Source organism: Bacillus sp. FSL R5-0523, from assembly GCF_037975295.1.
Lineage (GTDB): Bacteria > Bacillota > Bacilli > Bacillales > Bacillaceae > Bacillus > Bacillus subtilis.
Map to the genome: position 1 here is coordinate 2,814,474 of NZ_CP150251.1, position 13,901 is coordinate 2,828,374.

Below are 13,901 nucleotides of genomic sequence, written 5' to 3' on the forward strand. Positions count from 1 at the left end.
ATTAAAGAACGCTCGCACGGCCTTGATAGACTGCGCCTCTGGAAGCGTCAACTGTAATATCCTGGCCATCTGTCAAAATAGATGTCGCATTTTCCAGACCCACGATAACCGGGATGCCAAGGCTTAATCCGACTACCGCAGCATGGCTAGTCAAACCGCCTTCTTCTGTAATAAGAGCAGACGCTTTTTCAAGGGATGCAATCATATCACGGTCAGTGCTTTTGGTAACAAGTACCGCACCGTCAGTCATTTTTTGCTCAGCTTCTTTTGCATTTTGTGCAACGACAACCGGACCGTAAGCTGATTTGCGTCCAATGCCTTGGCCTTTAGCGATGATATCGCCGACAGTATGAACCTTCATTAAGTTCGTAGTGCCGGACTCACCGACAGTGCCTGCTGTAATAACGATAAGATCGCCGTGTTTTACAATTCCGCTGTTCAATGATTTTTGGACAGCATCCTCAAGCATCTCATCTGTTGAGCTCGCATTTTGGCCGCTTTCCGCGAATACGCCAGATACGAGGGCAAGCTTTCTGGAAATAGAGTCATTTACAGTAACCGCAACAATCGGAGCCTGCGGACGGTATTTTGCAATCATACGTGCTGTATGGCCGCTTTCTGTCGGTGTTACGATCGCAGCAGCATTCAGGTTAATCGCCGTATGCGCGACAGATTGTCCAATTGCGTCTGTAATTGTCATGCCTACTTGGTCTCTGCGTTTTGAGAGAATTTCTTTATAATTTAATGCTTCTTCAGAACGGGAGGCGATGTTATGCATTGTTTGAACTGCTTCAACCGGATAGCTTCCGGCAGCAGTTTCACCAGATAGCATGATCGCATCTGTTCCGTCGAAGATCGCGTTTGCAACGTCACTTGCTTCCGCACGAGTCGGACGCGGGTTGCGCTGCATGCTGTCAAGCATTTGTGTTGCTGTAATAACAGGTTTGCCCAGCGCGTTGCATTTTTTGATCAGTTCTTTTTGCACAAGCGGCACTTCTTCAGCTGGAATTTCCACACCTAAGTCTCCGCGTGCAACCATTAAGCCGTCAGACACTTCGAGAATCGCATCGATGTTGTCAACGCCCTCTTGGTTTTCGATTTTAGGGATGATTTGAATATCCTGAGCGTTGTGCTCTTCAAGAAGCTCACGGATTTCGAGCACATCCGTAGAACGTCGAATGAAAGATGGTGCGATGAAGTCTACTCCTTGCTCAATACCGAAAACGATGTCTCGCGCATCCTTTTCAGTAATACCCGGAAGATTGACACTTACGCCCGGTACGTTAACACCTTTTTTATTTTTGAGTGTTCCGTTGTTTAATACTTTTGTTTTGATTTCGCGTTTAGCGGCATCTACATCAAGTACCTCAAGACCGATAAGGCCGTCATCTAACAGAATCGTTGAACCTTGTTCAACGTCATGGACTAAACCTTCATATGTCACTGAAATTTTATCTGTTGTTCCTACAACCTCGTCCATTGAAATAATGAGCTCTTTGCCTGTTTCAAGCTCAATACCGCCGTTTTCCATTGTATGTGTGCGGATTTCAGGACCTTTTGTATCAAGCAGAATTCCAACGTTCTTGCCAAGTTTTTTACTTGCTTCGCGGATATTTTTAATTCTTGCACCGTGCTCCTCAAAATCTCCGTGAGAAAAGTTTAATCGAGCCACGTTCATTCCTGACTCCATTAATTTCGTAAGCATTTCAATACTTTCACTTGCCGGACCGATGGTACAAACAATTTTAGTTTTTCTCATTTGGTTCACTTCCTTCTGAAATCTTCAGCCTTCAGCTGTACATTAGATAGACAGTTCTTTTGAAAGCTGATACATGTTTTGCTCAACTGTGTGTTTTGTCTCAAGTATTTCTATAATATCATGGTCTACAAGCTTATTGTTTTGTATACCTACACAGCGTCCGCCTTTTCCTTCAAGCAGCAGTTCAACTGCATATGCGCCGAGACGGCTTGCCAACACACGGTCAGCAGCACTCGGAGAACCTCCGCGCTGGATATGGCCCAATACAGATACCCTAGTTTCAAGATTTGTTTCTTCTTCAATGCGTTTCCCGAATTCAACACCGCTGCCTACACCTTCGGCAACAATAATAATACTGTGCTTCTTGCCGCGTTCGTGGCCGCGTTTTAAGCGAGCAATGATTTCGTGCATGTCATAGTCTGCCTCAGGGATTAAGATCGATTCCGCGCCCCCTGCAAGACCGGCCCACAATGCGATATCGCCGGCATGACGGCCCATTACTTCGATTACATATGTACGTTCATGAGAAGTCGCTGTATCGCGAATCTTATCAATTGCGTCAATTACTGTATTTAAAGCTGTATCGAAACCGATTGTAAAATCAGTGCCCGGAATGTCATTATCAATTGTACCCGGTACACCTACACATGGAAACCCGTGTTCCGTTAATTTTTTCGCACCCATATATGAACCGTCTCCGCCGATAACAACAAGGCCTTCAATCCCAAGCTTCTTCAAGTTTTCTATCCCTTTTTCACGGCCTTCAACTGTTTTGAATTCAGGACATCTTGCCGTATAAAGCTTAGTTCCTCCACGATGTATAATATCGCCTACTGATCCGAGTTCAAGCTTTTCAATCTTTCCGCTGATCAATCCCGCGTATCCGTTGTAAATACCGTAAACTTCAACGTCATGATAAATCGCTTTTCTGACTACTGCGCGAACTGCTGCGTTCATTCCCGGGGAATCCCCGCCACTCGTTAATACCCCTATACGTTTCATTCTCCATTCACCTCAGCAACATATATGATTAAACATAACATGATCATTGCCCTAAAAACAATGAAAAGGGATCTCCATCCTCCCTATGAAACCTTACCTATTATACAATTAAATAAATTGTTTTTAAATAAAATTTAAGGAATGTCACAAAAAATAAACGTGAGCCAAAGGCTTCACGTTTATTTAGTTTACCCCGATATATTGATCTTCAACCGAGACTTTACCAATTGCTTTATATTTTTCATAGCGCTGCTGAACTAATTCTTCTTCGCTCAGCTTCAGCAAAGTTTTTAACGATTGTTTAAGGGTTTCGTCCATATAGCTTGCCTGCAGCTTCACATCATGGTGCGCTCCGCCTTTTACTTCTTTAATCATATGATCTATAATACCTAATTCTTTTAAATCCGGCGCAGTGATTTTCATTGTTTCTGCTGCTTTTTTAGCAAGACTAGAGTCCTTCCATAAAAGTGCCGCGGCACCTTCCGGAGAAATAACAGAATAAGTAGAGTTTTCCAGCATATGCAAGTGATTGCCTACACCCAGACCAAGTGCTCCGCCGCTTCCGCCTTCACCGATGACGATGCAGATAACAGGCACTCGAAGGCCGGCCATCTCAAACAGGTTTTTGGCAATAGCTTCACTTTGTCCTCTTTCTTCAGCTGCTCGTCCAGGGTATGCCCCCTTCGTATCAATAAAACAGATAATTGGTCTGTTAAATTTGTCAGCCTGTTTCATCAGACGAAGCGCTTTTCTGTAGCCTTCTGGATGCGGCATCCCAAAATTGCGGACTAGGTTTTCCTTCGTGTCTTTGCCGCGCTGATGCCCGATTACCGTTACAGGAAGGCCATGGAATTTCGCAATGCCGCCGACAATGGCTTCATCGTCCCCGTACGCTCTGTCTCCGTGACATTCAAAAAAGTCGGTAAACAGGTGTTCGATATAATCAAGAGTTGTCGGACGGTCCGCCAGACGCGCAATTTGAACCCGGTCCCATGGCTTCAGATTTTTGTAAATATCATCCTGAAGCTTAGCGAGACGGTCTTCGAGCCGTTCGATTTCCGCACTTAGATCCATATCGGAATCTTGGGTGAATTTTTTTAGTTCGGCGATTTTGGTTTGCAGTTCAATCACCGGTTTTTCAAATTCTAATCTTGGAGCCACTCAATGTCACCTCCTGTTTGATGCATATCCAGCAGATTTTCTAACGTTTTTTTCATATCGTCGCGATGAATAACCGCATCAAGCTGTCCATGTTTTAATAAAAATTCAGCCGTTTGGAAGTCCTCAGGCAGTTTTTCTCCTATTGTCTGTTCAATAATCCGTCTTCCGGCAAAACCGATCAGCGCGCCAGGTTCAGCGAAATTGTAATCTCCAAGGGATGCAAAGCTTGCTGATACGCCCCCGGTAGTCGGATGCGTCATTACTGAAATAATAAGACCCTGTTCTTCACTGAACAGTTTTAACGCAGAGCTTGTCTTAGCCATCTGCATCAAACTTAATACGCCTTCCTGCATTCTAGCGCCGCCTGAAGCCGTAAAAATAATAAACGGAACTTTATCAGCTTTTGCTTTTTCAATCGCAAGCGTGATTTTTTCACCGACGACTGAACCCATGCTGCCCATTCTGAATGAAGAGTCCATGACGGCGACAACAGCCGGGTGTCCGCCGATGGTGCCTTTGCCTGTCACAACAGCCTCGTTTAAGGATGTTTTCTCGCGATCTTTTTCAAGCTTTTCCAGATATCCCGGGAAACCAAGCGGATTTTCCGAGAGCATTCCCTGATTGAATTCCTCAAAGGATTGTTCATCCATCAAGCTTTCGATACGCTGTTTTGCGTTCATTGGGAAATGATAATCGCAGTTCATGCATACCCGCATATTTTTATCCAACTCTTTAGTGAGCATGATTTTTTTACACTTAGGACATTTTGTCATAATGCCTTCCGGAACATCGTGCTTCGCTTGATCAGACGGTACGGAAGCATACTTTTTCTTTTTCGTGAATATATCCTTTAACAAATGATTACCTCCCTTTTGTGAAGGGTTCTCTTCACCGCATGTCATCAAACAGATAGACTTGCTAATAACTTTACCGAAACTATTGTACTTTTTTTGTCAAACGCTGTCATCCTCAATTCGACAACTTTTTATTCGATGACGTGCTCGGAAAGGCTTGTATGAAATCAGATAAGGTGTTGAAGCGACAAGGTTGACAGCGCATTCAAAAATAATGTTAAACCCGGCTGAAATTTTTTTAAGGCTAACCCCCTAAAAAAATTTCAGCCGTCAGTTTAACTTGAGAACAGCGCGCCGGTCTCCGCCAACGCGCTGCCATTTTTGGAATGAATTAAAATTATTCACCAATAATCGTAAGTTTTCTTGTTTTTTCTGCGACTTCTTCAGGGTCAACAGTGATTCTTGCAACACCTGTTTCCATCGCAGCTTTTGCCACAGCCTTCGCAACAGCAGGCGCAACACGTTTATCAAACGGTGCAGGGATGACATAGTCTGCGCTAAGCTCATCTTCTGAAACCAGTGAAGCAATGGCTTCAACCGCTGCGATTTTCATTTCCTCGTTAATATGAGTGGCACGCACATCAAGCGCTCCGCGGAAAATACCAGGGAATGCAAGAACATTGTTTACTTGGTTCGGGAAGTCAGAACGGCCAGTTCCGATAACGCTTGCTCCGGCTTCACGCGCATCTTCCGGCATGATTTCCGGATTTGGATTTGCCATTGCAAAGATAATTGGATCTTTTGCCATGCTTTGAACCATTTCTTTTGTTAACGCGCCTGCTACAGAGACACCGATAAATACGTCAGCATCAACGATGACATCTTTCAGAGAACCGTCTTTGCGATCTTGGTTCGTGAACTTCGCCACTTCATTTTTGACATCGTTCATGCCGTTCGGGCGCCCTTCATAAATGGCCCCTTTGGAATCGCACATCACAATGTCGCGAACGCCATAATGATGAAGAAGCTTGATAATCGCAATGCCAGCCGCACCCGCGCCGTTTGCGACAACTTTAATGGATGACATGGATTTTCCAGACAGTTTCAGCGCGTTCACAAGACCTGCTACGGTTACAATGGCAGTACCGTGCTGATCATCATGGAAAACCGGGATGTTTGTTTCTTTTTTGAGGCGCTCTTCAATGATAAAGCAGTTTGGCGCTGCAATATCTTCAAGGTTGACGCCGCCAAATGTCGGTTCCAGCAATTTTACAGTTTCAACGATTTTATCAACATCGTTTGTGTTTAAAGCAATCGGGAACGCATCTACGCCCGCAAAGCTTTTAAAAAGAACTGCTTTCCCTTCCATAACAGGAAGCGCCGCTTCAGGGCCGATGTTTCCAAGGCCAAGTACAGCTGTACCGTCAGTTACAACTGCTACCATGTTCCCCTTCATTGTATAATCATATACTTTGTTAATGTCTTCATGAATATCCTTACACGGTTCTGCAACACCCGGAGAATACGCGAGGCTTAAATCTTTCGCATTTCTGACCTCTACTTTTGATTTAGACTCCAGTTTCCCCTGGTTGACTTTATGCAGGTGTAATGCTTCTTCTCTTAATGACATTCTCCTAAACACTCCTTATGGATATTTTTTGATTCGTATACTGCTGCGTTGATTGCTGCATTCTGCGGAGTAAATCTATCTGAATATTTAAACAGGATCACATAATTGCTCCAATTGTATAACAAAAAGCGAATCGTTACCACTGTTTTAAAACGACGTTTTTTTGACCCAACAGCTCTTTTAAGCGATATAACACCTGATGATCTGCATTGATATGAAACGACTCAGGAAGCTTAATCGTCTGTTTTTGCCTTTCATAATAGAGATAAACGCCTGTTTCCCCTTTATGCTCCAGCAAAATGCGCTTAATCTTTGCCAGGATCTCCTGGCTGTGCTGACTGCTTTCTATTTTTATATAAACCGATGGCGCTTTTTCTGCATCCATATTTTCTAATAATTCTGCCCGGGACATGATGAATTGGATCTTATCTTGTCTAACTTCACATTTCCCCGCAGTGAACAAAAGAGCGCCTTCTCTTAAAACGGGAGAAAGCTGTCTGAATTGTTCAGGGAAGACTACGGCTTCCATCTCGCCGGTTTCATCACTGAGCGTTAAAAACGCCATGTTTTGACCTGTTTTCGTCCGAATCGTTTTGATCTTCGACAGCAGAACGCCTAGTGAAAGCTGCCTTTTGACTGCCCGCTGAGCCTGCAGAATGGAGACTGCTCCTTGCGCAGTGAGCTGTTTTCGGAAGGCGGAGAGAGGATGATTTGAAAAATAAATGCCAAGCGTTTCCTTTTCAAACGCAAGTAAATCCACCAGAGGAAGCTCCTCCGTCTCCACATACTTCGGCTTAATTGAAAACGATTCATCTAAAAACAATCCCATTTGGTCATCGTCCGCGGCGAATAGCTCAGCATGTTCCAAAGCAACATCAATGGATGCGAGCAGCGTGGCCCGGTTTTGGCCGAATTCGTCCATCGCACCAGAAAAGATAAGTGCTTCAAGCATTTTGCGATTTACGCTTTTTGACGGCACGCGAAAGCAGAAATCGAAAAGATCTTCAAATGGTTTCTCTTTTCTTGCTTTATATATATCTTTGACTGCTGAGACGCCTACATTTTTTATTGCGCGGAGGCTGTATCTGACAGATCCGTTTTCAACTGTAAACGGAAAACTGCTTTTATTCACTGACGGAGGAAGGATACGAATCCCGCTCCCCTTTGCTTCGTAAAGATATTGAGAGATTTTATCCTCATTGCCAATGACGCTTGTCAGCAATCCGCACATAAAATATAACGGATAATGAGCTTTCAAATACGCAAGCTGGCACCCGATCATGCTGTATGCCACCGCATGGCTTCTGTTAAAGCCATAGTTTGCGAATTTGACGATTAAATCGTAGACCTCATTTGCAGTGTCTACAGAATACTCCTTTTTTAAGCACCCTTCAACAAAATGGCTTCGCTCTCTGTCCAGGATTTCTTTTTTCTTTTTGCTGACCGCCCTTCTCAATAGGTCCGCTTCGCCTAAAGAAAACCCCGCCATACGGGAAGCAATCATCATAATTTGTTCCTGATACACAATGACGCCATATGTATCTTCCAAAATGCTCCTTAAATCTTCATGAGGATAGTGAACAGGCGCCCGGCCGTGTTTACGGTCGATAAATAACGGAATATTTTCCATCGGACCCGGCCGGTACAGTGCATTGACCGCCACAATATCTTCTAGGCCCGAAGGTTTCAGCCGTTTCAAGACGCTTCTCATCCCTGCAGATTCAAGTTGGAAAATGCCTGTCGTATCCCCTTTTGACAGCAAGGAGAACGTTTTGTCATCGCTGTAGGATATACTTGAAAGATCTATATTAATATTTTCTTCTTTTTCAATCATTGAAGTGATGGATTCAATAAGTGTCAGATTCCTCAAGCCTAAGAAATCCATTTTTAAAAGGCCCAAGTCTTCAAGATGGTCCATCGCGTATTGCGTTAAATAGATCCCTTCATGCCCTTCTTGAAGCGGAACAACATCTGTTAACGGTTCTTCACTCAGGACAACGCCCGCTGCGTGGGTTGATGCATGCCTTGGCAGCCCTTCTATTTTCCGGGCAATTGAATAGACTTGCTGAAGCAGGCTTGACTCCCGAAGCCGCTTATCCAGCTGCGGTGACTGCTGTCTCGCTTCATCCAGCGTCATGCCCGGTCTTGAAGGAATGAGTTTTGCAAGCTGATCTGCCTCCTTCGGGCTGACGCCGAATACTCTGCCGACGTCCCGGAGCGCCGCCTTTGCCGCAAGTGTTCCAAAAGTGATAATCTGTGCGACGTGCATCGCACCGTATTTCTGCTGAACATATTGAATGACTTCATCCCTTCTAGTATCGGGAAAGTCAATATCAATATCCGGCATGCTGACGCGTTCGGGATTTAAAAATCTTTCAAACAGAAGGTGATGCTTAATCGGGTCAACATCTGTGATATACAGCACATATGCCACAAGAGAACCTGCCGCAGAACCTCTTCCCGGTCCTGTAACAATCCCTTTTTCATGGGCGTGCTTCATAAAATCCCACACGATCAGAAAGTAATCGCTGAACTTCATCCGCTTGATGACATCAAGCTCATATTGAAGACGGCGAAGGTATCGTTCATCAGGCTTGCCGAAACGGCTGCGGAGTCCCTCCATACAGATATCCGTTAAATAATCATCAGCGGACGTTCCGTCTGGGGTCGGGAAAGACGGTAGACGGGTCTGCCCGAGACTGACGTCAACCCGGCATTGTTCCGCGATCTCTACAGAAGCTTGCAGTGCCTCGGGATGCTCTCGATAAATGTTTTGCATTTCTTCGAGTGGTTTCAAATCGAGATCAGGCAAATCTTCAGCGGGTGCATCCGTCAGTTTTTCCCCCGCTTTAATCGCTTTCAAACAACGGTAGGCAGCCTTATCTTCCTTCCTTATGTAATGCACATCGCCTGTGGCCGTAACAGGGATATCCGTTTCTTCTGATAGCTTTAGAATCTGCTCAGACAAGACTTGATTCCCTTTAAAAGGCTGATAGGAGAAATAAAAAGCTCCCTTTCCGAATATAGACTGAAATTCCAGCGAGGCTTGAGCAGCCTGTTCGAACAGCCCTCCTTCAAGAAGCGTTTCAATATATCCTTTTTCGCCGGGCGTTATTGCGATAATCCCTTCTCGATAACTGTGAAGCCATTTCGGCTTCAGTCCGCCTTTTGATTTAGATTGCAGAACGCTGCTGATTTTCAGCAGGTTTTGATAGCCTGTATTTGATTTTGCCAGCAGGACGAGCGGGTATGCTTCAAGTTCGCTGTCATCTGTAAAAACAGAAGCCGTCAAACCGATTATTGGGTTGATCCCTCTCGCCTTGCAAGCTTTATAAAATTGAATAGCTCCGTACATGACATGATCATCTGTCAGCGCCAAAGACGCATATCCGAGCCTGTCAGCTTCACTGACGAGCTCTTCCACAGCCGCGGCGCTGTTTAGCAGGCTATACCCGCTATGCACTTGCAGGTGAACAAAAGACATGCTATCACCTCTTTCTCATTACGATCCATTTCTTCCTTCATTATAAGGCCGGTTTCCAAAAGAAACAAATGTTCTTTTTTGACTCATCATCATACTTGTCCTGAAAGCTCAATATGATATAAAAGGTGAGGTGATAAAGATGGATCAGGAAGCAGGATTTATGGTGAATTTTATCAATAGCTACTTCATTGCGTTAGGGGTGCTGATCGGGGGCGCACTCATTGGAGGGCTCGGAGCATATTTGGCAGGCGAACCCCCGCTTACAGCCATTACAAAGCTTGCCAACCGGTTAAAAATATGGGCGCTTGTCGCAGCTATCGGAGGCACCTTTGATGCGGTATACAGCTTTGAACGCGGCATACTCGAAGGCAATACGAGAGATATCTTTAAACAGCTTCTTTTAATTATTTCGGCCATGGGAGGCGCGCAAAGCGGCTGGCTTATTATATCATGGCTGACCCAGGAGCATCTTTCTTCATGAGGGTCCCCCAGCATTACAAAAAACCGGGATGGCAGCGTTTTTTCGCGGGAATGATGTGCGGAGCCGTAATTAGCTGGTTCTTTTTCCTGTTTACTTACGGAACATTCCAAGAGGAGCAGGTCAGCCTCATCGAAAAGCAAAAAGAGCATGTAAAAGACTTGAACAATCAAATTTCGATCTATCAGGAAGACCTCCATAAACTGAATGAAGATAATAAAAGAAAACTGCTGATTCAAAGCGTCAGCGTCAAATTGCTGAATGGGGATAAATATAAAATATCACAGCCGGATAAAACGAAATTCGAGGAGCATGTAAAGGATGATATTTCAGAGGTGATTACAAAAGACATAGAGAGCGTCTATCAAACAAAGGATCTCTTGAAGCGGACAATTGAAAATAAAGTCTATATGATCAATGAAAAAAAATACGAGGCAACCGTCAGAGAATTGATTATTTATACGAGGCTGACAGTGGAACTTGAAATATCTTTCGCCACATAATTATGGATTTTTTTTAAATTCTCCAAACTTCTGTCGCTTTTTCCCATTCTTTTTTATAAACTATATGTGAGGCTTAATGGCGAAAGGAAGGAGGAAGGGAAATGGAGGTTTACAGTGACCGTCAGTTAGCAAAAGATCAAGCAGCCCGTCTCAGACAAGGTTTTTCTGCATATGCCGAAACAAACTCACTCGCTTCCCTCATCAAAAAAGAACTTCAATCACACAATCTCCAAGTCTACGAGGACCTTACTGATTTCGGCTGCTGGTTCATCCCCGTCACAGATGAACACTAAGAGAGAGGGTCTCCCCTCTACTCGTGTTCTTTACATAATGTTTCCAGATCAGCTAAAATCCGATCAGCTTCATCCCAACTGTAAATAGAGGCGCCTGAAGCAAACGGATGCCCTCCGCCGTTATATTTCCGGGCAAGTCCGTTAATGACAGGCCCCTTCGAACGGAATCTGACTCTGATTTGATCGTCTTCTTCTACGAAAAACACCCAGGCGCGAATACCTGAGATATTGCCAAGCGTCCCGACAAGCTGCGACGCTTCAGAAGCCGTTGTGCCGAATTTTTCAAGCGTATCCTTTTTGATGAAAACAGAAGCAGCCCCGTTTTCGGACAAAGACACATTTTGAAAGATAAAGCCGTTAAGCTTCACCACATTCAGTTTTGTTTCATACAATTGATTAAATAACTCTGAGGAAGAGAATGGATACTGAATGAGCTCGCCTGCATATTTTAATGTTTTTTCCGTGGTATTCGGAAATAAAAAGCGTCCGGTATCTCCAACAATGCCGGCGTAGATCAGCTCTGCCGCTTTCGTATTCAGCTTCCAGCCGTGCTCTTTTCCTTCTAAATACAGCTCGTAAATCATTTCACTTACTGAGCTGGCGCTTGTATCGACCCAGAGAAGGTCACCGTATGGATCTTCGTTCGGATGGTGGTCGATTTTCATTAGTTTGGCTCCTGAAGGATAACGCTGATCGTCGATTCTTTCCTGATTTGCCGTGTCACAGACAATGACAAGTGCGCCTTCATATGTTTCATTGTCCACCTCATCAAGGGAATATAAGAAAGAGAGGGACGGTTCAGGCGTGCCGACCGCAAAAATATTTTTTTCAGGATATGTTTCACGCAGGATTTCCGTAAGCCCGCACTGTGATCCGTAGGCATCCGGATCAGGACGCACATGTCTATGTAAGATAATCGTGTCATATAATGATATGGTTCTGATCAATTCTGTTTTCATTTGATACTCCTTTATTGTTTTTATTCATTAAATCACATTCTCTGCCGACGGAAAAGAAAAATAACGTCAAAACCAAGCCCGTTTTTGTATAAAATGGGTTTGTAAACTTTTACGATGGAGGATTTCATTTATGCTGGTTCTTGTTTTTTTGATTGGGCTTTCAGCCTGCTTTTATGTGTACTATAAAGTAAAAGGCGTACGGGCAAAGCCATCTTTGGCAAAAGAAATCTATTCAGCAAAATCAAGCATGGCCTTAGGGTCACTAGTCCTGTTCTACGGGCTTAACCAAATGATATTATTCCATTCAGTATTAACGTTAGTAATCGGCGGTATCTTTATCGTCATAGGAGCAGGAAGCGCTTGGGCAGGTTATAAAGCCTTTAGGCATTACAATCCCCTTCACGCCAAAGAAGCTGAAAGAGATCACGCGTAAGGGGCGCCTGAACGTCCCTTAGCTTCTTTCCATCAGCTGAACCATCAACATCGCTTTAGACACGATATGACCTTGGCTGTGCACTTCCACTTCCATTTTCCCAAACTTTCTGCCGGCCTCCAAGATGCGAGGTTTGACTTCGATGACTGATTCCATCTGCACAGGCTTCAAAAAGAAGATGGTGATGCTCTCTATGACGAGTTCGCCGCGTTTTTTCGAGCGCAAAAATCGGTTTGCCGCTTGCGTCAAAATAGTCGTAAATACGCCATAAGAAATGGTTCCAAGCTGATTTGTCATTTGCGGCGTGACTTCATACTCGTAAACCGTTTGATCTTCTTTATCATCACCCTCATCTTTAAACCCCCTTGAAACGATATCATCAAGCTTCTCCCCGACCTGCGGCTGCTTTTGAATCATTTGAAGAGCTTTCAATACGTCTTGGCGGCTGATCATGCCGATGAGTTTTTGGTGGCCGTCAGTGACGGGAAGCACTTCGATCCCTTCCCATACCATCATTTGCGCAGCTGAAGCGACAGATGTTTTCCCAATAACCGTGACGGGATTTTTGGTCATAACTTTTTCTATAGATGCATTTCGGTCATGGCCAGCAATATCTTTTGATGTCAGAATGCCATGGATTTTCATTTGATCGTCGACAACCGGGAAGCGGCCGTGCCCCGTTTCAAAATTTTTCTCATACCATTTTTCAAGTTTATCCTTAGGCGAAAGATATACCGTGCGGTCAGCAGGTGTTAGGATGTCCTCCACCAAAACAATTTCTTTTTTGATCAGCTGGTCATATATTGCCCGGTTAATCATCGCGGCAACTGTAAAGGTGTCATAGCTCGTGGATAAAATCGGCAGTTCAAGCTCATCTGCCAGCTGCACAATGCTGTCATCCGTGTTAAAGCCTCCGGTCACCAATACGGCCGCGCCCGCTTCAAGCGCCTGCCTGTGTGCATTTATTCTGTTTCCGACAATCAAAAGATTCCCCGCTGCGGTGTAACGCATCATCGCGTCAAGCTCCATCGCGCCGATGACGAATTTATTCAATGTCTTATGGAGCCCTGCCCTGCCTCCGAGCACTTGTCCGTCTATAACATTTACAACCTCTGCATAGGTAAGCTTTTCAATGTTCTCTTTTTTCTTTTGTTCAATTCTGATTGTGCCCACACGTTCAATCGTGCTGACAAACCCTTTATTCTCTGCTTCCTTGATCGCTCTGTACGCGGTTCCTTCGCTTACTTTCATTTCCTTTGCAATTCTTCGGACAGAAATTTTTTCACCGACAGGCAGTGAATCGATATACGTTAAAATTTGTTCATGCTTCGTTGCCAAGCCTTTCACCTCTAAGGACAGTCTTCTTGTTTTTATTATAAGGTTTCAAAGGATTTATACGCAATGA

The 13,901-nt window shown here is 44.4% G+C and carries 12 protein-coding genes; 4 read left to right on the forward strand and 8 right to left on the reverse strand.

Translation table 11 applies throughout. From position 1 onward, the window contains the following. Position 1: 1 nt before the first annotated feature. From pyk to dnaE, 6 genes are all read right to left on the reverse strand, one after another. On the reverse strand, positions 2-1,759 hold the full coding sequence (gene pyk / locus NYE53_RS14465) for a pyruvate kinase (protein ID WP_004398560.1): 1,758 nt from the start codon (positions 1,757-1,759) through the stop codon (positions 2-4). A gap of 42 nt (positions 1,760-1,801) precedes the next feature. After that, positions 1,802-2,761 carry a 6-phosphofructokinase gene (pfkA, locus tag NYE53_RS14470; protein ID WP_003237788.1) on the reverse strand — a complete coding sequence of 320 codons (960 nt, stop codon included), beginning with the start codon at positions 2,759-2,761 and terminating at the stop codon, positions 1,802-1,804. Positions 2,762-2,944: 183 nt separating this feature from the next. Further along, positions 2,945-3,922: an acetyl-CoA carboxylase carboxyl transferase subunit alpha gene (gene accA, locus NYE53_RS14475; protein ID WP_003229417.1), complete on the reverse strand. Its 978-nt coding sequence runs from the start codon at positions 3,920-3,922 to the stop codon at positions 2,945-2,947. Beyond that, positions 3,907-4,779 carry an acetyl-CoA carboxylase, carboxyltransferase subunit beta gene (accD, locus tag NYE53_RS14480; RefSeq protein ID WP_003223544.1) on the reverse strand — a complete coding sequence of 291 codons (873 nt, stop codon included), beginning with the start codon at positions 4,777-4,779 and terminating at the stop codon, positions 3,907-3,909. The genes accA and accD overlap by 16 nt, the downstream gene beginning before the upstream one ends. A 334-nt stretch (positions 4,780-5,113) precedes the next feature. Then, positions 5,114-6,346, reverse strand: coding sequence for an NADP-dependent malic enzyme (gene maeB / locus NYE53_RS14485; RefSeq protein WP_014664951.1), 1,233 nt, complete (start codon positions 6,344-6,346; stop codon positions 5,114-5,116). A 136-nt stretch (positions 6,347-6,482) separates the two neighbouring features. After that, the gene (dnaE, locus tag NYE53_RS14490; protein WP_339245315.1) at positions 6,483-9,830 is read right to left on the reverse strand and encodes a DNA polymerase III subunit alpha; all 3,348 of its coding nucleotides are present in this window, start codon (positions 9,828-9,830) and stop codon (positions 6,483-6,485) included. A 139-nt stretch (positions 9,831-9,969) separates the two neighbouring features. Between dnaE and ytrH the strand changes: the two genes are divergently transcribed. The 3 genes from ytrH to NYE53_RS14505 all read left to right on the forward strand — a co-directional run bounded on the left by ytrH (position 9,970) and on the right by NYE53_RS14505 (position 11,104). Then, positions 9,970-10,311 (forward strand): sporulation membrane protein YtrH, encoded by a 342-nt coding sequence (gene ytrH / locus NYE53_RS14495; protein WP_003229410.1) that lies wholly within the window; start codon positions 9,970-9,972, stop codon positions 10,309-10,311. Next, positions 10,308-10,811 carry a sporulation membrane protein YtrI gene (gene ytrI / locus NYE53_RS14500; RefSeq protein WP_003229408.1) on the forward strand — a complete coding sequence of 168 codons (504 nt, stop codon included), beginning with the start codon at positions 10,308-10,310 and terminating at the stop codon, positions 10,809-10,811. The genes ytrH and ytrI overlap by 4 nt, the downstream gene beginning before the upstream one ends. A 101-nt stretch (positions 10,812-10,912) precedes the next feature. Beyond that, entirely contained in the window at positions 10,913-11,104 is a 192-nt protein-coding gene (locus NYE53_RS14505) for a hypothetical protein (RefSeq protein WP_003229407.1), read from the forward strand. A 17-nt stretch (positions 11,105-11,121) separates the two neighbouring features. Here the strand turns inward: NYE53_RS14505 and nrnA are convergent, their stop codons facing one another. Continuing rightward, positions 11,122-12,063 (reverse strand): bifunctional oligoribonuclease/PAP phosphatase NrnA, encoded by a 942-nt coding sequence (nrnA, locus tag NYE53_RS14510; RefSeq protein WP_134156553.1) that lies wholly within the window; start codon positions 12,061-12,063, stop codon positions 11,122-11,124. A 130-nt stretch (positions 12,064-12,193) separates the two neighbouring features. Between nrnA and NYE53_RS14515 the strand changes: the two genes are divergently transcribed. Further along, positions 12,194-12,496 carry a YtpI family protein gene (locus tag NYE53_RS14515; protein ID WP_133954453.1) on the forward strand — a complete coding sequence of 101 codons (303 nt, stop codon included), beginning with the start codon at positions 12,194-12,196 and terminating at the stop codon, positions 12,494-12,496. A gap of 18 nt (positions 12,497-12,514) precedes the next feature. Here the strand turns inward: NYE53_RS14515 and NYE53_RS14520 are convergent, their stop codons facing one another. Continuing rightward, the gene (locus NYE53_RS14520; RefSeq protein ID WP_004398641.1) at positions 12,515-13,834 is read right to left on the reverse strand and encodes a CBS domain-containing protein; all 1,320 of its coding nucleotides are present in this window, start codon (positions 13,832-13,834) and stop codon (positions 12,515-12,517) included. Positions 13,835-13,901 lie beyond the last annotated feature (67 nt).

Coding starts and splice junctions, on each gene's coding strand:
- ytrH (WP_003229410.1), top strand. CDS start 9,970: ATGGATCAGGAAGCAGGATTTATGGTGAATTTTATCAATAGCTACTTC.
- pyk (WP_004398560.1), bottom strand. CDS start 1,759: ATGAGAAAAACTAAAATTGTTTGTACCATCGGTCCGGCAAGTGAAAGT.
- dnaE (WP_339245315.1), bottom strand. CDS start 9,830: ATGTCTTTTGTTCACCTGCAAGTGCATAGCGGGTATAGCCTGCTAAAC.
- NYE53_RS14505 (WP_003229407.1), top strand. CDS start 10,913: ATGGAGGTTTACAGTGACCGTCAGTTAGCAAAAGATCAAGCAGCCCGT.
- pfkA (WP_003237788.1), bottom strand. CDS start 2,761: ATGAAACGTATAGGGGTATTAACGAGTGGCGGGGATTCCCCGGGAATG.
- nrnA (WP_134156553.1), bottom strand. CDS start 12,063: ATGAAAACAGAATTGATCAGAACCATATCATTATATGACACGATTATC.
- NYE53_RS14515 (WP_133954453.1), top strand. CDS start 12,194: ATGCTGGTTCTTGTTTTTTTGATTGGGCTTTCAGCCTGCTTTTATGTG.
- ytrI (WP_003229408.1), top strand. CDS start 10,308: ATGAGGGTCCCCCAGCATTACAAAAAACCGGGATGGCAGCGTTTTTTC.
- maeB (WP_014664951.1), bottom strand. CDS start 6,346: ATGTCATTAAGAGAAGAAGCATTACACCTGCATAAAGTCAACCAGGGG.